The organism is Yaniella sp. (genome assembly GCF_030453185.1).
Taxonomy (GTDB): Bacteria; Actinomycetota; Actinomycetes; order Actinomycetales; family Micrococcaceae; genus Yaniella.
Window position 1 is genome coordinate 32,547 of sequence record NZ_JAKDKW010000004.1, and the last position, 19,979, is coordinate 52,525.

Sequence of the window (19,979 nt, forward strand, 5' to 3'; positions counted from 1 at the left end):
GAAAGTCCGGTGCAGAAACCAAACGCGTCTGCGGAGCGGTTGGTGACAGGTTTGAACCAATCTCAAGCCGAGGCGGTGCTGCACCGGGGTGGGCCCTTGCTGATCGTCGCCGGCGCTGGTTCGGGTAAAACCCGTGTGCTGACACACCGGATCGGGCATTTGTTGGCAACCGGGGATGCACGACCACACGAATTCTTAGCTATTACGTTTACGAATAAAGCCGCAGCTGAAATGCGGGAACGTATTGGGGAACTTGTTGGTCCGGATGCAGCCAAGATGTGGATCTCGACGTTCCACTCATCGTGTGTGCGCATCTTACGTCGCGAAGCCAAACACGTTGGTCTGAAATCCAACTTCTCGATCTATGACGCGGCTGACTCGTTGCGCCTGATCACCCAGATTGCCAAGGATGCTGACTTAGATCCCAAACGTTTCGCACCGCGGGCGATGCGAAATAAGATTTCCTCGTTGAAAAATGAACTCGTCGACGACGAAGTATTTGCTTCTACGGCTCCTGCAGATCCGTGGCATCAAGCCGTTGCGGAAATCTATAAGGAATATAGCTCTCGACTGCGCGGCGCCAATGCCATGGACTTCGATGACCTGTTGAGCAACGTGGTCCATATGTTTGATGCGTTCCCCGCGATTCTCGATAACTACCGTCGTCGTTTCCGGTTTGTCCTGGTGGACGAGTACCAGGACACGAACCACGCGCAGTACCGTTTGGTGCGGCTCCTCACCGGTGCACCTGGTGAGCCGGAAGGTGTGGCAACCGAAGGCGGCCAACTCACCGTTGTGGGCGACTCCGACCAGTCGATCTATGCTTTCCGAGGTGCCGATATCCGCAACATCGTGGACTTTGAACACGACTACCCGGACGCTACGGTGATTCGTCTGGAGCAAAACTATCGCTCCACTCAAACCATCTTGGATGCTGCCAACGCCGTCATTGCACAGAACCCATCCCGTGAGATCAAGCGGCTGTGGACTGCTGAGGGTAGCGGCGAGAAGATTATTGGCTACGCCGCAGAATCTGAGTCGCGCGAAGCCCAATGGATAACCGACACGATCGATGATCTGATGGACAACCAAGATTATCGGCCAGCCGATATGGCGATCTTTTACCGTACCAACGCCCAGTCACGGTCCATTGAAGAACGACTCATCGCCTCGGGCATCCCGTACCGAGTGGTTGGCGGTACACGGTTCTACGACCGGAAAGAAATCAAAGATGCCCTGGGTTACCTACGGGTCTTAGATAACCCGGATGATGACGTGAACCTCCGGCGTATCCTCAATGAGCCAAAGCGCGGTATCGGGGATCGGGCCGAGGGCACCATCGCTGCACATCAGACGCGTGGGCAATCCACCTTTATGCAGGCATTGCGTGACGCCGAAAATTCGCCCGGTGGGATGGCCACTCGGTCATTGAACGCGGTCAAAAAATTTACCCAACAGCTCGATGACTTACAACAAGTTGCGGAAACAGAATCGGTTGCCACGATTCTTGAAGCTGTACTGGAACAGACCGGCATGCTGGAGGCACTGCGAAGCTCCAAAGATTTCCAGGACGAATCCCGGGCCGATAACCTCGGTGAGCTGGTCGGTGTTGTACGGGAATTTGATAAAGCCAATCCGGACGGGACCCTCGGCGACTTTCTGGAGCAGGTTGCCCTAGTCGCCGACGCTGATCAGCTACCGGATGCGGCGGACGAAGAAGGTCGAGCGCTCGCAGAATACCTGGGTGAAGTCACGCTTATGACACTGCATACGGCGAAAGGACTGGAGTTCCCGGTGGTATTTCTGACCGGCATGGAACACGGCGTTTTCCCGCACGCACGTTCAATGGCTGACGAAAAGGAATTGGCTGAAGAACGCCGTCTGGCATATGTGGGTCTGACACGAGCGCGCGAACGCCTGTATGTATCACGTGCAGAGTCGCGCAGCATGTGGGGGCAGCATCAGTTCTATCCGGCCAGCCAGTTCCTGTCGGAAATCCCGGCCGAGCTCATTGAGTGGGAGCGCGAAGGTACAGGGGCGCCGGCAACTTCTGGATTCGGCGGGGGCTTTGGCGGATTTGGACAAGACACCGGTGTGCGTGGATTCCGCTACCGCGATGCGCAACGCTTCAGCGGCTCTCATTGGGGCGCTTCGACCGCCAACAGGAACTATGGCAAGGCGGCAGCCGAGGGGATAACTGAGGCCCAAGAAACAGCCCGAGTGAAAAAACCAGCACCTCGAACTCAGGTGAATCCAAATAAGGAAGTCCTGGCGGTGGCTACAGGCGACGTCGTCGAACATAAATCATTTGGCACCGGAGTTGTGACCGGGGTCCAGGGTGAAGGCAACAAAGCCGTAGCTGTTGTACAGTTCGCTGAGTCTGAAAAACGTCTACTGCTGCGCTACGCACCGTTGAAAAAGACGTAAATAGCGCCAATATGTAGTCATTGTTCGGGGTGGCCCTTCTCGGTGGACTACAGTAAGGGTTTAGGAGTTCTGTGGCGTTAAGCCGAACTCGCAGACGCCCGGGGATATCTGTTCCGGGAGTGTCATTCAATAAGTTGTCGAGGTAAAAGGACTGCAAACTCGTGGACCTGTATGAGTACCAGGCACGCGATCTTTTTGAAGCACACGGGGTACCCGTGCTGGCTGGGATCGTTGCCGAAACACCGGAAGATGCCAAAGCCGCCGCTGAAAAACTCGGTGGCGTTACCGTTGTCAAAGCCCAAGTCAAAGTAGGTGGCCGCGGCCTGGCCGGCGGTGTCAAAGTCGCCAAGAATGCTGACGAAGCATACGAATATGCCAAAGACATTTTGGGCATGGATATTAAAGGTCACACCGTTCACCAGGTGATGATCGCTGCAGGCGCTGACATCAAAGAAGAGTACTACTTCTCGATGCTGCTGGATCGCGCCAACCGCACCTACCTTGCTATGGCATCGGTAGAAGGCGGAATGGACATCGAGCAGTTGGCAGAAGAGCGTCCAGATGATCTGGCACGCGTCCCAGTTTCGCCAACCACCGGTCTGAACCGCGAAGTCGCAGAGCAGATTGCGAAAGAAGCTAAATTCGCTGAGGACATGCAAAGCGATATCGCTGATGTGCTTGTCAAACTTGGTGAAGTCTTTGAGAAAGAAGACGCCACCCTGGTTGAAGTCAACCCACTGGTCCTCACCGGCGAAGGCAAGCTCATTGCCCTTGACGGAAAAGTCACCGTGGATGACAACGCTGACTTCCGTCAGCCAGCACACGCTGAACTCGTTGACGAACGTACCGAAAACCCGCTCGAAGCCAAAGCTGAAGCCAAAGGCCTCAACTACGTGAAGCTTGACGGTGCCGTTGGTGTTATTGGTAACGGTGCCGGACTGGTTATGTCCACACTGGACGTCGTCGCATACGCCGGTGAAAACCACGGCAACGTCAAACCGGCCAACTTCTTGGACATTGGTGGTGGCGCTGACGCACAGGTCATGGCCGATGGTCTCGACGTGATCCTGGGTGACGAGCAGGTCAACTCCGTATTCGTAAACGTCTTTGGCGGTATTACTGCCTGCGACCAGGTTGCCCGCGGTATCGTGCAGGCATTGGAAATCTTAGGCGACGCTGCATCCAAGCAACTGGTTGTACGCCTGGATGGAAACAAGGTGGATGAAGGCCGCGCCATCCTGGCCGAAGCCAACCACCCGCTGGTCACCATTGCGGCCACCATGGACGAAGGCGCTGACAAAGCCGCCGAGTTGGCCAACAAGTAAGGACGGGATAAAGAAGAAATGTCGATCTTCCTCAATAAAGATTCAAAGGTCATCGTCCAGGGTATTACCGGTGGCGAAGGAACCAAACACACTGCGCTGATGCTCAAAGCTGGCACCAATATTGTCGGCGGCGTGAACGCACGTCGCGCAGGCGAAACCGTTGAGCACGTTGACGCCGATGGCAACGACGTGACGCTGAACGTGTACGGCACTGTAGAAGAAGCCATGAAAGAAACCGGCGCAGATGTGTCGGTCATGTTCGTGCCACCGAAGTTCGCTAAAGACGCTGCAATGGAAGCCATTGAAGCTGAAATCGGACTCCTCGTAGTCATCACCGAAGGTATCCCGGTTCAGGACACCGCAGAGTTCTTCGCTGCTTCACAGGCCAACGTTGGTTCTGATGGCAAGCCGAAGACTCGGATCATTGGTCCAAACTGTCCGGGCATCATCACACCGGATGTATCCCTGGCGGGCATTACCCCGGCTACTATTACCGGAACCGGCCCCATTGGTTTGGTCTCCAAATCGGGTACATTGACCTACCAGATGATGCACGAACTGTCCGAGATTGGTATCTCTACTGCTATCGGAATTGGTGGTGACCCTGTCATCGGCACCACCCACATCGATGCGCTGGAAGCTTTCGAACAGGATCCAGACACCAAGGCCATCATCATGATCGGTGAAATCGGTGGCGACGCCGAAGAAAAGGCTGCGGAGTACATTAAGGACAATGTATCCAAACCAGTTGTTGGCTACATTGCTGGCTTTACCGCACCGGAAGGTAAGACCATGGGTCACGCCGGTGCGATCGTTTCCGGTTCCTCCGGAACTGCTGCAGCCAAGAAAGAAGCTCTTGAAGCAGCAGGCGTTCAGGTTGGCCAGACCCCAACTGAGGCCGCTGATAAGATGCGCGAGATCTTCAAAAATCTCTAAGCTCTAATATCTGATCTCATCAGAATCAGACGAAGCCCAAGCACATGCTTGGGCTTCGTCTGATTTAACACGCAATCTTAGGCCGCATTTTTGAACAGCAGCGCAAGCGCCTGTCCGCCACCAATACATGCCGTGACGATGACATACTCGTGGTTGTTGCGACGCATTGCATACAGGGCACGCAGGGTGAGCACCGCACCGGTAGCGCCAATGGGGTGGCCCAGAGCAATCGCGCCACCATACGGGTTGGTTTGCTCCATCGACAACCCGGAATCTCGGATGACGGCCAACGATTGGGAGGCAAACGCTTCATTGAGTTCAACGTGACCGATATCGGCTGGGCTGAGTCCGGTCTCCTCCCACATCGTGTTCAGCGCATGTGTGGGCGCGTACCCCATAAGATTGGGGTCCATGGCAGCCTTTGTTACGTGTTCCAACGAGCCCAGCACGCTGTGACCCTGGGCGGCCGCCACTTCAGCGGTTGATAAGACCATTGCGGCCCCACCATCGTTAATCCCTGAAGCGTTGCCGGCAGTCACCGTACCGTCTTTCTGGAAAGCCGCGCGCAAGCCCGCAAGTTTATCGGCTGTCGAATCAGGTTTTGGATGCTCGTCGGTATCGACGGTGCCCACTCGGTTAACCTCAAGGGCGATGATCTCTTCGGCAAAAGCAGCCTGCGCTTCCGCAGAAGCAGCCCTACGCTGTGATTCGGCCGCGAACTCGTCTTGGTCGACTCGGGAGACGTTATATTTTGCGGCAACGTTTTCTGCAGTGACACCCATGTGCGCATTCGAGAAAGGGTCGGTCAGCATCGCGATGGTGCCATCCAGCACGGTTCGATGGCCAAGACGTTTATTGCCGCGTGCATTGAAGTCTAAGAATGGCATCCGCGACATCGACTCGTTACCACCGGCCACCACGTAGTCGGAGCCGCCCCAGTGCAGTTCTTGAGCAGCAGACCATACCGCTTGCAGGCCAGAGCCACACAGACGGTTCACGTTGAACGCCGGAGTGCTCTCCGGGAGTCCGGCTTCCATGACCGTACGACGAGCGTTATAGGCGTCAGGCCCAACCTGGCCCACCTGCCCCATTATGACATCACCAATGTTGTTACCATCGACCCCGGTACGGGAGAGTGCTTCGGCAATGGCGTGGCCACCTAGCTGGTACGCCTCGACCGATGAGAGCACACCACCATAAGAGCCAACAGGAGTCCTGGCACCATCGAGTACAACGATTTTTTGTTCAGACATGAAGTTCCTTCGAGATTGGAAGCGCGCTGACTTCACAATCAGTGCATGTGGTTATCTGTATTCTATCTCACAGGTGAGTTTTCGCGGCGGCTTTTGCATGTTGTCGATACCTATTCGGATTCGAACCGTTCCTTGCCGAAAGCGACCTGCCATTCGGATACGTGCCGGGATACGACCACTCCCCGGATCACGAAAGGATCCTTAGTAGCGAGTTCTGTGACGCGGTCCTTGGATTCCACACTGAAAAGTAAGAGCCCGCCAGCTGACTCGTCGTCCACCAGAGGACCAGCGGCCAGCAGGTGCCCTTGATGGAAGAGGTGTTGGAGGTATTCGCGATGCTGGGGACGGTGCTCGTTGACGAAACCAACATCGTCGACGTACTGATATTTGAGTGTGTAGATAGCCATGGAAATGTCTCCGCAATATTGAGATGAAACGTGGTCATGTAAGCGCGAGCAGTTTAGGCGGGCTCTGGAGTGTAGCCCTCGAGGTTGCCATCCGGGTCCACGTATTTGGCGATGAGCGTGCAGTCTTTGTGTCCGTAGCCTTCGGCGCGAAGGTCTGCCATTTGAGTGTGGACCAACTCAGTAGCTGGCATGTGCAGGCTGTGCTGTTCCGCAGCATCAAGGGCCAGACCAAGATCTTTATATGACAGGTCAGCACGGAAGACTGCGTCGAAGTTTCGGTTAGACGCGGACGTCTCCAAGATGTTGGGTACTGGATACCAGACTTGCTGGGCCCAGCTGCGCCCAGAGGATGCCGAGACGATGTCGTGAAACACCTTGGGGTCCAGGCCCAGGCGGGCAGCCAGCTGTGAGCCTTCCGAATTTGCTAAAAGATTGATGTGGACCATGAGGTTGTTCGCAATTTTGGCTGCGGTGCCTGTCGTGGGGCCACCGGCCGCGAACGTTTTGCCAGCCATCGGTTCAACGTATGTTCTGGCTTGCTCTACGTGTTCGGCTTGGCCACCGATCATGAACGCCAGCGTAGCTTGCTCAGCACCAGAGATCCCTCCGGAAACAGGCGCGTCTACGAACCGGAGTCCAAGTTTTCTTGACTCCTCGTGGCACCAAAGCGACGTGTCGATATCTACGGTGGAGCAATCTAGCAGCAAAGTCTTATCGTCAACGAGCTCAAATAATTGCTGATAGACCGACCGGACGTGTGGCCCAGCCGGAAGCATAGTGATAACTGCATCGGTTCCCATTACGGCCTCTGACAGCGTCTTGGATCCCGTTGCGCCAAGTCTTGATGCAGCTTCAACGGATCCGGCGTCGAGGTCAAATACTTGAACTTGGTGATCTGCTCCCAGCAGATTCTTCACCATGGGGAGCCCCATGTTTCCTAAGCCGATAAATGCATAGCGTGTCATTTGACCTCCGTCGATTATCAGGTGTTGCGTGCATGAAGTATTGGCTGGTGCGCATACTAGCCAAAGAAGAGAATTCCAACAGTGAGCAGGGCGGTCACGAGTGCTGGAATAACCAAGGTGATCATGAAGACATCTTTGTAGGATTCCCTGTGGGACAGTCCGCAGACCATAAGTAACGTAATCACCGCACCGTTATGTGGCATGGAATCGAGTCCACCTGAAGCCATAGAAGTAATGCGATGCATGACCTCCATGGAAATTCCTTGATCTGTAGCCATGGTTTTGAGCTCATCGCCGAAGGCGTTGAGGGCGATGGTCATACCACCGGAGGCCGAACCGGTGACACCGGAAATCACCGAGGTAGATATAGCAGAGGTCACTAGGGCGTTGGCTGAAAGACCGAAGATCCCGTCTCGAATAATCGCAAAGGCAGCAAGAGCGGCGATGACGGCGCCGTAACCAACCTCTGAGGCCGTGTTGAAAATTGGTTGCAGTGAGTTTTTGGAACCATCAACAAATGCTTGCCATAATGGTTTTACATTCCGAATGTTGATGAGCACGATTGAGGCAATGGCCGCTAGCAGCGCCAGAATAACGGCCCATGTAGCCGCGCGATCTCCGAGTGTAATGCCCCCAAACGCGTCATCTTCGAGGACCGACCAGTCGAGGTTGGGCAAGATGAACTGTGTGGCACTAAAGTTCACGATGAAGACCAACAACAGCGGAATAAATGGCAAGAAATGATTTCTTGGTTTGAGTGTTTGCTGCGTGGTGGTTGGAGCTACAGGGAGACCTTCATCGTTATAGTCGATGTCCTCGTCCTCGCCATCTGTGCACCGGGTACGGGTCTTCGTTTGAACCTGAGACGTTGACTCGGCCCCATTTCCGGCGTTGTCTGGGGCTGATCTTCCGGACGGGCTGTCGTCTGCTGTGCCGCCTGATGAAAGCCCAAGGTCGGCACCGCGTCCGTAACGCTTTTCTAAGATGGTGATGTCATCAAAAGCTTCGCCAGCACTGATCAGCTGTTTCTTGCGGAACTCTAACCACACCATGCCGAGGATGAAGATGATGGTACCGCCAACGATTCCCAGCACAGGGGCGGCAAAGGTGCTGGTTTGAAAGAAGTTGCCGGGAATAATGTTTTGAACCTGTGGGGCTCCCGGTATCGCCGTCATAGTAAATGTAAGAATGCCGTGCGCAATGGTTGCCGGGATGAGTCGACGCGGAATATTGGCAACTCTGAAGAGCTCGCGTGCCAGCGGGAACATGACAAAAACTGCAACGAACACAGAGATGCCGCCGTAGGTCATGAGTGCCGAAGTCAGTACTGTCGCAAATATCGCACGCTTGGACCCAAGCCAACGCGTAATGGTGTCTGCTAGGTCAGTTGCATAGCCCGAGAAGAGCATCAGCGCGCCAAAAATTGCCCCCGTGAGGAAAATTGGGAAGTAGCTACCCACGAAACCCGCCATGGCGGGCATGAATATATCAGTATATGTTGCTAAGAGCGGCATGCCAGAGGTGACCATTGCTACCAGAGCGGCAAGGGGTGCGGCAAGAATGATCGAGACGCCGCGATAGGCCAGCGTGATCAGTATGGCCAGCGATAAAAAGATGCCAATGAGTCCGATGGCCATGTGGCTACCTCCCGATAGATTCGTGATGTGGATCACGGGACAGTTTAGGTCTGTGACACTGAATCAGCGACCCGCAAAAGTGCACATATGGTGTGTGGCGGTTGACGTTCTGCGACCTCTTGCGGCGTCTGTGTGATGAGGGTAGTTTCTCGGACACAAACGTTTGCGATTAGCTGTGCTTCACGACACGGTTTCAGTCAGAACTTACCCAATCCACCGGAAAGAAGTGCCCCAGCATGTCACAGATTCAGGCGCAAGTACTCGCCTCTACGGAACCGACGCTTACCCCTCAAGATCTGCAACTAGACGCTCCGAAGTCAGGGGAAGTGTTAGTAGACGTTGCGGCTTGCGGGGTATGTCATACCGACTTGCATGTGATGAAAGAGGAGGTAAACTTCCCGCGGCCTGCGGTATTAGGGCACGAAATCTCAGGTGTGGTCGTCGATGTTGGTGACGACGTCGATCACGTGGCTGCAGGTGATCGGATTGTGGCAGCTTTTATTATGCCGTGTGGTTCCTGCCGACATTGTACGAACGATTTGGAAGAGATTTGCGAAGTCTTTTTTGAAAATAACCGGATCAATGGGCGGCTTCTGGACGGTACAACACGATTGCATGAAGCAGATGGCACCGACGTAGCCATGTACTCGATGGCCGGTCATACAAGCCGTACAGTAGTCCCGGCGTCCGCTGTTTTTGCGGTACCGGATCAAGTAAGTTTGCAGGACGCAGCGATTCTAGGGTGCAGCATTTTTACCGCGTACGGCTCTGTATTCCAAGCGGGTGAAGTCAGCGAAGGCGACACAGTCGCTGTGGTTGCAGCCGGAGGTATTGGCCTATCGATTGCGCATTTAGCGGCGGCAGCAGGTGCTGCCCGAGTATTCGTTGTGGATTTAGACGATGAAAAGTTGGCGCTTGCCCAAGAGCTTGGTGCAACCGATCTCATCAACGCTAGTCAGCAAGATGCCTTAGAGATCATCAGCGCGGAGTTGGGGCATGGCGTTGACGTGGTATTCGAAGCTCTCGGCACCCAGGCCACAGTCACACAAGCAGTATCCTTAGCTGATGATGGCGGCCGCGTCGTATTGACCGGCATCGCCCCTCCTGGACATGTACTTGATACGGCCATTGCCCATGTGGTTCGGCGGAAAATTCAAATCGTTGGCTCCTACGGGGCTACCGTCTCGACGGCGATGCCGGCGGTCATCGAACTTGCTGGCCAAAATAAAGTAGATCTGCAGAAACTCATTACCGACCGCTTCGACTTTGACCAGACCGATGTCGCGTATCGGGCCTTAGATGCTCGCGAAATTCGTGGGCGAGGAGTGATCTCGATCAATCCGGACCTCAAGTAATTCCTCGGGCAGCGTTGAGGAAGCGATGACGACGGCTAACAGTCCAAGGTCAAGTAAACTCGCATGCATGGACTGGGAAGAACTGCATACCAATTTGCCCTCGTTGATGACGTTTCTCACGGTGGCCAGGCTGGGCCGTTTTACTGCGGCAGCAGACTCTTTGGGTATTAACCACGCAACGGTTTCCCGTCGGATCAGTGGGTTGGAAAAAATAACCGGACAACGGCTACTACTGCGTTCTCAATCAGGGTGGGAAATTACCACCGAAGGCAGAGAGGTCTTCGAAGTGGCTGAAGAAATCGAACAGTCGCTGTCTAAACTTGTTTCGGAGAACACCAGGTCAACCGTGACCGGAACCGTCCGCATTGGCGCGCCGGAAGCCTTCACCGGCCATGTCGCCGTGCCGGTGCTGGCTCGTGTTCAACGTGAGCATCCAGAACTAGATGTTGAACTGTTTACTTCTACTCAGCGGGCGCGTCAGAACCGATCGGGACTCGATCTCGAAATAGTGGTTGGCAAACCCGAAGTGCCGCGCGCTTGGGAGCGTCCACTGCTGGAGTATCAGCTGAAACTCTATGCCACGAAAATGTATCTGGAAGAGCACGGGCAACCCACCACCCTGCAGGCACTACAACAGCACCGGTTGAACTACTACGTTGAAGCCATATTATTGGTTCAGGACCTGGATGCAGCGTTGACGAAACTGCCACGGATGCGCCAAGGGATCGCTTCAACGAATGTTTACGCGCATCTCACGGCCACCCTTGCCGGTGCTGGAATCGGATTGTTGCCTGACTTTATGGCCCAGGCGCAACCGGATTTGGTGCCCATTTTGGGCGACCAGTTTTCTCATCCTGCGACCTTTTGGGCCGTTGTTCGACAGGAGTCGTTACGGAATCCAGCGGTAACAGCCGTATACCAGGCATTCCAAGATTATTCGGGTCGTCCTGCTGGTGTGCATCCCGGGGCTGGCCCTGCAATTTTGTAAGTCTGCAGGATGCGCTCAGTTAGAGCACAACCGAAACGAGTATCGGGACCGTGAGAATTGACAAGAGCGTGGTGCCCGCAAGCACGGCTGCGGATAGGTGAGCGGACTCATCGTAGCGTTCGGAGAGAATATAGCCAGAGGTCGACATCGGCATGGTCGCCATTAAGAACACTGTGCCAAACCATCCCGGGCCCATGGCATCGCGGAAGATCCACGCCAGACCCAGCGTGACCAGTGGGAAGATAATATTCTTCAAACCGATGCCAGACATGACCATCCCGAGTGAGAGCATGCCGGAGCGTAAGCTCGCCAAAGCAGGATGCATGGCGATTCCCACGGAGAAGAGTGCAAGTGGGATGGCCGTGGCACTAAGCAGCTCTAGGCTGTTGGTGATGACGCCTGAGACTGGAATGGAAAAGGCGACCACAACGATGCCCAGGAGTGTGGAGATTGTGACCGGGCTCAGGAAAATACGGGAGACTATTTCGCGACCAATTCGAGACAGACTACTCCGGTTGGACCTCTGCGCATCAGCGTGACCGGAAGGTTGGCTACGCTCGCCACGCAGGATGGGGTACCCGATCAAGAACACCAGGTTGTGCAAAAGGTGGACGATAGCTGCCGGTACGGCAGCGTCAGTGCCGAGCAGTGCGATAGTCATCGGGATACCGAAATAGCCCACGTTTCCATAGGATGCGCTCAACGACAGCGGGGCTGCCAGCGATCGGTGTTTGGGTGTGAGCCAGTATGTCGCGTAGTAGACGACTGCGGAGAATGCGCCTGGCAAGATCAGCGCGAGTAACCAAACTTGCCAGGGGAATGATTCAGGTAATTCCGCGGTAGCAATTGAGGTGTATATAAAGCAAGGCAGGGCGATAGAGAATACGAAATTATTGAGCCCTGGCGCACTTTTCCGGAACCTCTCAGCATATCCCGCGACGAATCCAACCCCGAAAATAACGAACATCGGGGCAAGGACGGCTAAGGCTTCAAACATGGAGCTATTCTAGGGAAACTTTCTCATCCCGTGTCTACACCTGGTGGCTCGAAGGTACTGTCAGACTTCGAATAGCAGACCTAATAGGTACGTGACGGTTGCGGCTCCAATGCCGATACCTAATTGACGTATTGCACGCTTGAAAGGAGAAGCCCCTGAGAGCAGACCGACGATCCCACCGGTGACAAGCAGCGCAACGGACACCGCACAGAGGGCCCACGCCAGGGCGGTAATCCCGGTGGCACCGAAGAAAAACGGCATAATTGGGATGATGGCTCCGGAGGCAAAAAATAAAAATGATGCGATGGCCACTTTCCACGGATTGCCCACCGATTCGTACTCTTCTGCTTTGAGTTCTTCAGCAGGCCCCTGTGATCCGTCAGGTCGAGCTGAAAAGCTAGGGTCACAGTCACAGCTCAGGTAGCCTAAACGCTCTAAAACACGATGTTTCGCAGCCGCAGGCTCCATACCTCGAGCGCGGTACACCAGCTCAAGCTCGTTCTCTTCGATGTCCAAGTGCCGTGCTGCCCGGAGCGTGGCGTGCGTTGGGTGAGACGCTTCTAAAAGTTCACGTTGTGAGCGAACTGAGACGTACTCGCCGGCACCCATACTTAACGCACCGGCTAATAAACCTGCGATCCCGGTGAAGAGCACTACTGGGGCAGAGGCCCCGGTCGCTCCGATGCCCATGACGAGAGCTAGGTTGGAAACGAGGCCGTCGTTAGCTCCGAAGACAGCGGCCCGAAAATTGCCGGCCATCGTTTCCCGTCCGCGAGCGGCAAGACCGCGGACAACTTCCTCGTGAATAGCCTCATCTGCAGCCATTTCGCGTGGAACTTCGGAATCTCGTTTATACGGTGTATCGGATTCGGCACGTTGCATCAGCGCCAACACGAACACCGAACCAAACATCCGTGCGAGGAATCGTAGCAGTGCCCGGTGCAGGCTGGGACGAGGCAGTTTCTTCGCATCATTGCCCAGCAAGCTGCGCCAGTGCTCTGCGTGGCGATCTTCAGCGTCAGCTAGACCGTGCAGGATGTCGCGCTCAGGTTTTTCGCTGCGGTGAGCTAAATCCCGATAAATCTGGCCTTCAGCAATTTCATCGGCCAAATACCGGCGCCAACGCCGAATTTGTGACTTCGTCGGCCCTGGGGCGACGGTCACTTCGTGGTTATATTCCGACATCCTTGTTCCTCGCGTATCGGTGAGCCAATACAGTCGTCGACAACTTTACCCGGTTGTACTTGACCCTGGGCGTTCCGGGCGCGCCTATATTTTTTTCGAACGGCATGGCACCTTTCAATCAAGGTGTTTAGCGAGAGAGCTGTGTTGGATCCGGATCTTCCGGCGGGGTGGAGGTCGGTTGTTCCGGATCGTAGCTGAATTCTTTGTCGTGGCGTTCGGGCTGACGAGCGAAAATGAAATGCCGCCCGGAAAGCTCTTCGATACTCAGCGAGACAAAGAAATCTTTATAGGTTGGTATCCAGGGGGCGAGTCCGAGACCACGGACGTAGTCGACGTCTTCTTCGGTAACTGTGTGAATGTTGCCGCGAACAACCACGGACCATGCTTGGTCAGGCAGGATGCCGTCGGTTTCAAAGGCCACCATCGCCTCGGATTTTGCGGCCAGTAGTTTTGCACCCGGAGCAGTTCGGAAATACAGGTTCTTACCGTCAAACGCGTAATTGACCGGGAAGATCTCCACACGTCCGTCTGTCATGAAGGCTAGCCGACCGTGGCGGGTGTTCCGCAAGAGCCGTTCGCATTGCTCGTGGTTCAGGTGGAGAACCGGTTGGTCTTTTTCGTGTTCAAACATGTAGGCGCTCATAGGTCCTATTCTGCTGGTTTCCGGCAGGGGGCGCCACCCTTGCATTCGACCCCGTCACAAACCTTGGATTGTGTCCAATACGGACCTGATCATTGCTGACTCGCGGCCCGGCGCTAGAGCGACATAATGTTTGGCTAAATGTGGGGGGCCGTCAGTCGCCGTGACGTACCGTCCTCCTGCCTGGTGCAATATATAGGACCCTGCTGCAACATCCCATGGTTGGGTATCCGCACCGAGGACGACGTCGGCTATCCCGCAGGCCGCATGGCATAGCTCGAGTGCCCCAGAAACTAGACGCCGTACCGTGGCAAAGTTGGTCACGAGGTCACCAAAGAGCGCGGTCGCTTCGGGCACACGATGTAGCACTTCGGCGGCAGGAAACGAGGTGATCAGATTGTACTGGGACTCGTGTGCGGGTCCCGGACGGGCAACGATCGGCTCGTTATTGCGATAGGCTCCGGTGACGTCGGCAGAAAATTCGGTGCCGGCCACCGGATCAATCACGACGCCGGCCACGACCGTATTATCAATGGCTGCAGCGATCGAAATAGAAAACATCGGGTAGCCGTGGACGAAGTTACTCGTGCCATCAATTGGATCGATAATCCATTCCAGCTGGCCAGGCTCGGCAGGGGATTGGCGTCCGGTTTCCTCACCCCAGAACACTGCATCATGGCCGGCCAGACTTGTTTTGAGCATTTCCTCGACGCGGCGGTCCCAGACGGAAACTAAATCGTGTCGATTTGTTTTGGTTTCAGCCACGACAGTGCCGGAGGTAAAAGCCTCGGCAAGCAGTGCGGTGGGCTCTCGAGCTGCATGCAGTGCCAGAGTACGTAAATTGGACATGACACTCACCATAAACCAGCATGGAGAAACGTATTAGACTGTGGACGTGATCAACGAGTGGAACCCAAAAAACTATGACGCGTCGTCGTAAAACCTATGATCTTCCGGCTATTCCTCGGCAGGCACCTGCTGCGGCGAATGAGGCCTCCCCTCCGGAACAGCTAGCCACCCTGGCTTATTACAGTTTTCAGAAGAAACGACGCGAACGCTCTCGTAAACGCGGGGATACACCGCGGATCCTGTCGTTTACCGGTTATGGTTCAACTCGCTGGGTTCGCATTTTTTCTCGGGTGTTATTATCTAAGCCCCAGTGGAGCGAAACCGAATATGTCAACCAGATTTTGCGGGACGGCGTACGAGGTTGGCAGAACTTTGTGTCACCGCCCATCGCATATGCGATGGTGATCATTGAGGTCAACGGTGAACGCCATCAGGTGCGAGCTGACCGTAACGGTGTCGTGGATGCCCGGATTGAAACGACGTTGGTTCCGGGGTGGGCGACCGTAACCGTCCACGCCGGTGACGAAGAACGTCGCACCCAGGACGTGCTCATTATTGATGACGACACCACCAACGCCATTATTTGCGACGTTGATGACACCGTGTGGGTTACCGCCCTGCCACGTCCATTCACGGCTGCGTGGAACTCATTTTTGATCGATGAGCATGCTCGACGTCCGGTAGCTGGTATGCCGGTGATGTTGAATCGGTTGGCCGAAAAGCATGCCGGTACGCCGGTGTTCTATGTTTCGACTGGTCCGTGGAATGTGGCAGAAACCCTGACTCGCTTCATGACCCGTCACTTGTTTCCGCTCGGCCCGATGCTGTTGACGTCGTGGGGCCCGACCGAGGATCGTTGGTTTCGGTCGGGTATGGCCCATAAGGTCAATGCGCTGGCTCGACTTGCGGAAGATTTCCCACAGCTGACGTGGACACTGGTGGGCGATGACGGTCAACACGACCCAGAAATTTACACGCATTTCGCTCTTCACCACCCCGGCCGGGTTGATGCGATTGCTATCCGTCAGCTGTCTGCTGCTGAGGCGCTGCTGGCTGGCGGCCGCGCGGAAAATATGCGGCAGGCTACCCAGGGTATTGCCTGGGCTTATGGTCCCGATGGGGCTGCGATCTCGTTCCAGCTGGAGAATTCGGGTGTGCTCCCTCCGCGTGAGCATGCTCCGTTGGCGTGGCCGCAATCAGTCACAGCAGAGGAACAACTTACCGTTGCCGAACTGCGCGCCGATTACCCAGAATTTACCCAAGACATTTCACACCACACACAGGAGGAGTCATGACCGTGCTTGAGATTCCGTTGCGCTGGGGCGACATGGACGCCTACGGCCACATCAACAACGTCCAGATTGTGCGGTTGATGGAAGAGGCCCGTGTGATTGCGTTCGGCATCCCATCGGGTACCGGGACGCTCGATGCCACGACCCCAACACCGTACGTCAACCTGTTGGCTGGCGTGGGGGACAGCGTCATGACACTGATTTCAGAGCACACCGTGAAGTATCGCCGCCAATTGCCCTATCGTGGGTTGCCTGTTCGTGTGGACATCGGCATCGACAAGGTTAAAGGCGCCTCGGTAGAAATTTTCTACGCATTCTACGATGGCGACGACATCGCGGTGAATGCCACCTCAACGATGGTTTTTGTCAGCAAAGATTCTGGTCGGCCGGTGCGGTTGAGTGAACAACAGCGGGCCGAGGTGGCCAAGCTTAGATAATGCCCTGGGCAATCATTGCGTCGGCGACTTTCAAGAAGCTTGCGATGTTTGCTCCGGTCACGTAGTCACCGGGATGGCCGAAGTCTTCGGCGGTGGCGATGCAGCGATCATGGATTTCTTCCATGGTCTCTTCTAACCGACCGTGGGTGTAGTCGAAACTCCAGGTGTCTCGAGAGGCGTTCTGTTGCATCTCTAACGCTGAAGTTGCGACACCTCCAGCGTTGGCTGCCTTGCCCGGGCCAAAGAGGATCCCCGCTTCACGGAACGTAGCGATCGCATTGTGGGTGGAAGGCATGTTGGCGCCTTCCGCTACCGCCTTGACCCCGTTTTTCACCAGGGTGATTGCGTCGTCACCGTTCAGCTCGTTCTGCGTGGCACAGGGCAGTGCCACATCAACGGGGACGTCCCACACTGAGCCGTCGGAAATAAAACGCGCATTCTTGCGACGTTCGGCGTAGTCCGAGATACGGCCGCGCTCGACAGTCTTGACTTGGTGGAGCAGATCGATATCAATGCCTTGTTCATCCACCACATAGCCGGAGGAATCCGAAGCGGTAATGACGTTAGCGCCAAGTTTTTGTGCGTAGTCGATGGCGTTGACCGCAACATTTCCAGAACCAGAAATGGTGACGGTGGCGCCGTCTAACGAGGTGCCTTGGGTCTTCAACATTCGGTTGGCGAACATGACGACACCGTTGCCGGTGGCTTCGGGGCGAACTAGTGAACCGCCCCAGGACACACCCTTGCCGGTAAACGCACCGGCCTCAAAACGGTTTGTAATCCGACGGTACTGGCCGAACATGAAACCGACCTCGCGGGTGCCAACCCCGATGTCGCCTGCTGGCACGTCAGTGTGTTGGCCGATGTGACGATACAGTTCGGTCATGAATGACTGACAGAAGCGCATGATTTCGCCTTCGGAGCGTCTGGCTGGGTTGAAATCAGCTCCGCCTTTGGCGCCGCCAATCGGCATGCCCGTCAACGAGTTCTTGAACACTTGCTCAAATCCGAGAAATTTCATGATGCCCAGGTACACGGAGGGGTGGAATCGAATGCCACCTTTATACGGGCCAAGTGCAGAGTTGAATTCCACGCGGAAACCGCGGTTCACTTTGACTACGCCTTTGTCGTCGACCCAGGGGACTCGAAAAATAATCTGACGCTCTGGCTCAACCATGCGCCGCAGAATCCCGTGTTCGACGTATTCGGGATGGCGCTCCATGACGGGACCGAGGCTGGCGAAGATTTCATCGACCGCTTGGAAAAATTCGGTTTCACCAGGGTTGCGGCGCAGTACTTCTTCTCTAATCTGGGCTAAACCGGGTTCCATGTCGTAACCTTCCTCAAGCATCGTCATTGGCTCGCTCGGCGACGCCGGGAAAAAGACACGGCTAACACCCAGACAGCCGTTGTCTTCTGAGCTTTATCCTAGGCTAAAACCCACCCCTGCTGCACCACGTTGCACAAGATTTTCTCAGAGTTTCCTCACAGTCATCTTAAGGATCGTGCCGGTCAACCGGCAAAGCGGTTCCAAGTGGCACGATAGGAGATGATGAGCAACACCACGACCCAAACTAAATCCTTCCCGATGCCTCTGTGGTTGCAAGGCATCGTGGAAGCGTTAGCTGCTGCCTTTCTGGGCGCTGCAATCATTGTGGTGCCAATGGCCATCATGTGGCTCACCGGAGCATTCGCCGATATGCCCATCGGAGAAGCAGGAGCTATTGGCGCCTATACCTGGTTGTCCAGTTACGGAGTGCCCCTCGAGTTCTTCAGCATTGATACTGAAGAAGTTGTCGGCACCTGGTGGTTTATTCCGTTGGGCTTGCTACTGGTGTGGTTGCTCCTAGCCCGACGCGCCGGTGGGAGGTTAGCCAAAGCCTCCCAGTTGAAATTTCTGTGGCAGCCAACGCTCGGCGCCATTGCCGCATACATGTTTTTTGTGTGGGGGACCATCACCCTGGTCAACCTGGACACCGTGATCATCAACCCGGCCGTCGCTACGCTCATCCCCGGGGCCGTATTTGTCATCGGATATACCTGGGGAGTCCTGGGGTATTTTCGAAGACCAATCGCCCGGGCCATAGGTGAGCGCGTTGAGATGTTCTCCGGCGCCGCTCGAAATTTCAGCCACTATCTCTGGGCTCTGCTGCGCGCCGGGGTAATCGGCCTGGCCGCTGCCTGGGCTATCGCATCGATCGTTTTGTCAGTGCAACTCGGGATGCGCTGGGCCGAAGTGACGGATGTGTATCAGCGTCTGGACGCCGGGATCTTTGGCGGACTGATCGTGACCGTGCTCCAGATCTTGGTATTGCCCAACATTGCAGCGTGGACGCTCAGTTATTTGACCGGGGCCGGATTTAGCATTGGCGGAACCATCGTCTCGCCAGCTGGAACCCTGGCCGGGCCGCAGCCAGCACTGCCAATCTTTGCCGCGATACCCACAGAGCAAAGCCTCCAGGAGCACTGGTGGATACTCTTGCTGCTCGCACTGGCCGGAGTTGCAGCCGGCTGGTGGTTCTTTGGTGTGGGAGAAAATCATCTGGAAGATTTCATCATTGCCAAGATTCCGAATCATCCCACGGCCATCACGGTGGCCGTGGTCGCTACCGGCACGGCTATTGGTCTCACTGCCGGGCTGTTGTGCATGCTGGTCATGCTGATGTCGAGTGGTTCCTGGGCCATCGGTGACCTCAGTTCTGTCGGCCCACCGGTGTTTGTGTCATCAGGCCTCTTCGCCGCGCACATCGGGATCGGTTCGGCCATCGGATACGCGCTGGCGCCATTGCCGCACGGCGCTTTTTACTATCGACGCTCCGTCGTCGAGGAAAACGACTAATCCCACAGACTCTGGGAATACTGGTCCTCGCACGCCACAAGGGCAGTATCCGTGAGCGCTTCTGCCATACACTGCTCGTAGGTCACCGTGGGCTCCCACATGATGATCTGCGATGTCGCGACACCACCGAAAAGTACCGCACCTACCAGGCCTGCCGTGCCAGCGAGCCACACCAACATGGTGTGTTCACCCTTGGACGCCAACCGAAATAACCGGATAATCGCCACCACGGCTGCGATCGCGAAAACCGGGGTGGCCACCTTATACGGCAGTGGCAGCGCCATCGCAGCGTAGGTGGCAATCATCGCTGCCACAATCCACAAAATGGCGTCAGCGACCTTGCGTCGATGGGATGGTTGCTCTCGTTCACTCACCGGTGGCGCCTTCCTGCAAAGACTTCTGTGCGTCAATAGCCCAGCTTAGCTAGCTTTTCTTTACACTAGACCC

The 19,979-nt window shown here is 55.6% G+C and carries 18 protein-coding genes; 8 read left to right on the forward strand and 10 right to left on the reverse strand.

All coding sequences use genetic code 11. The features are described from left to right. Positions 1–9: 9 nt before the first annotated feature. The 3 genes from L0H14_RS01500 (at position 10) to sucD (ending at position 4,688) form a co-directional block, all read left to right on the forward strand. Entirely contained in the window at positions 10–2,427 is a 2,418-nt protein-coding gene (locus tag L0H14_RS01500) for a UvrD-helicase domain-containing protein (RefSeq protein WP_301421332.1), read from the forward strand. Between the two features lie 161 nt (positions 2,428–2,588). Next, positions 2,589–3,752 carry an ADP-forming succinate--CoA ligase subunit beta gene (gene sucC, locus L0H14_RS01505; RefSeq protein ID WP_301416734.1) on the forward strand — a complete coding sequence of 388 codons (1,164 nt, stop codon included), beginning with the start codon at positions 2,589–2,591 and terminating at the stop codon, positions 3,750–3,752. 18 nt (positions 3,753–3,770) lie between these two features. Then, positions 3,771–4,688 (forward strand): succinate--CoA ligase subunit alpha, encoded by a 918-nt coding sequence (sucD, locus tag L0H14_RS01510; protein WP_301416732.1) that lies wholly within the window; start codon positions 3,771–3,773, stop codon positions 4,686–4,688. A gap of 77 nt (positions 4,689–4,765) precedes the next feature. Here sucD and L0H14_RS01515 read toward each other — a convergent pair whose 3' ends face one another. The 4 genes from L0H14_RS01515 to L0H14_RS01530 form a co-directional block, all read right to left on the reverse strand. Next, entirely contained in the window at positions 4,766–5,941 is a 1,176-nt protein-coding gene (locus tag L0H14_RS01515; RefSeq protein WP_301416730.1) for a thiolase family protein, read from the reverse strand. Between the two features lie 110 nt (positions 5,942–6,051). Further along, a complete protein-coding gene (locus tag L0H14_RS01520; protein ID WP_301416728.1) occupies positions 6,052–6,348 on the reverse strand; it encodes a YciI family protein in 297 nt (98 codons plus the stop codon). A 53-nt stretch (positions 6,349–6,401) separates the two neighbouring features. Beyond that, complete coding sequence (locus tag L0H14_RS01525; RefSeq protein ID WP_301416726.1) at positions 6,402–7,313, reverse strand: NAD(P)-dependent oxidoreductase; 912 nt, start codon at positions 7,311–7,313, stop codon at positions 6,402–6,404. Positions 7,314–7,369: 56 nt separating this feature from the next. Continuing rightward, positions 7,370–8,950, reverse strand: coding sequence for a GntP family permease (locus L0H14_RS01530; protein WP_301416724.1), 1,581 nt, complete (start codon positions 8,948–8,950; stop codon positions 7,370–7,372). A gap of 236 nt (positions 8,951–9,186) precedes the next feature. On the opposite strand from L0H14_RS01530, the gene L0H14_RS01535 reads away from it, so the two are divergent. Together L0H14_RS01535 and L0H14_RS01540 are read left to right on the forward strand one after the other, a co-directional pair. Then, entirely contained in the window at positions 9,187–10,305 is a 1,119-nt protein-coding gene (locus L0H14_RS01535) for a zinc-binding dehydrogenase (protein WP_301416722.1), read from the forward strand. 67 nt (positions 10,306–10,372) lie between these two features. After that, positions 10,373–11,293, forward strand: coding sequence for a LysR family transcriptional regulator (locus L0H14_RS01540; protein ID WP_301416720.1), 921 nt, complete (start codon positions 10,373–10,375; stop codon positions 11,291–11,293). A 19-nt stretch (positions 11,294–11,312) separates the two neighbouring features. Here L0H14_RS01540 and L0H14_RS01545 read toward each other — a convergent pair whose 3' ends face one another. From L0H14_RS01545 to L0H14_RS01560, 4 genes are all read right to left on the reverse strand, one after another. Beyond that, positions 11,313–12,290 (reverse strand): AEC family transporter, encoded by a 978-nt coding sequence (locus L0H14_RS01545; RefSeq protein WP_301416718.1) that lies wholly within the window; start codon positions 12,288–12,290, stop codon positions 11,313–11,315. A gap of 60 nt (positions 12,291–12,350) precedes the next feature. Further along, entirely contained in the window at positions 12,351–13,475 is a 1,125-nt protein-coding gene (locus L0H14_RS01550) for a VIT1/CCC1 transporter family protein (RefSeq protein ID WP_301416716.1), read from the reverse strand. A gap of 127 nt (positions 13,476–13,602) precedes the next feature. Beyond that, positions 13,603–14,106, reverse strand: coding sequence for a pyridoxamine 5'-phosphate oxidase family protein (locus tag L0H14_RS01555; protein ID WP_301421329.1), 504 nt, complete (start codon positions 14,104–14,106; stop codon positions 13,603–13,605). A 66-nt stretch (positions 14,107–14,172) separates the two neighbouring features. After that, positions 14,173–14,964 (reverse strand): inositol monophosphatase family protein, encoded by a 792-nt coding sequence (locus L0H14_RS01560; protein ID WP_301416712.1) that lies wholly within the window; start codon positions 14,962–14,964, stop codon positions 14,173–14,175. Between the two features lie 74 nt (positions 14,965–15,038). Between L0H14_RS01560 and L0H14_RS01565 the strand changes: the two genes are divergently transcribed. Together L0H14_RS01565 and L0H14_RS01570 are read left to right on the forward strand one after the other, a co-directional pair. Continuing rightward, the gene (locus L0H14_RS01565) at positions 15,039–16,259 is read left to right on the forward strand and encodes an App1 family protein (RefSeq protein WP_301416711.1); all 1,221 of its coding nucleotides are present in this window, start codon (positions 15,039–15,041) and stop codon (positions 16,257–16,259) included. Then, positions 16,256–16,693, forward strand: coding sequence for a thioesterase family protein (locus L0H14_RS01570; protein ID WP_301416709.1), 438 nt, complete (start codon positions 16,256–16,258; stop codon positions 16,691–16,693). Before L0H14_RS01565 ends, L0H14_RS01570 begins: the two co-directional genes overlap by 4 nt. On the opposite strand, the gene gdhA is transcribed toward L0H14_RS01570, so the two are convergent. Then, the gene (gene gdhA / locus L0H14_RS01575) at positions 16,686–18,023 is read right to left on the reverse strand and encodes an NADP-specific glutamate dehydrogenase (RefSeq protein ID WP_301416707.1); all 1,338 of its coding nucleotides are present in this window, start codon (positions 18,021–18,023) and stop codon (positions 16,686–16,688) included. The genes L0H14_RS01570 and gdhA overlap by 8 nt on opposite strands. 222 nt (positions 18,024–18,245) lie before the next feature. Here gdhA and L0H14_RS01580 point away from each other — a divergent pair, with 222 nt between their 5' ends. Then, the gene (locus L0H14_RS01580) at positions 18,246–19,532 is read left to right on the forward strand and encodes a DUF6350 family protein (protein WP_301416705.1); all 1,287 of its coding nucleotides are present in this window, start codon (positions 18,246–18,248) and stop codon (positions 19,530–19,532) included. Here L0H14_RS01580 and L0H14_RS01585 read toward each other — a convergent pair. Then, positions 19,529–19,906 (reverse strand): hypothetical protein, encoded by a 378-nt coding sequence (locus L0H14_RS01585; RefSeq protein WP_301416703.1) that lies wholly within the window; start codon positions 19,904–19,906, stop codon positions 19,529–19,531. The two genes, L0H14_RS01580 and L0H14_RS01585, sit on opposite strands and share 4 nt — an antisense overlap. Positions 19,907–19,979: the final 73 nt, after the last annotated feature.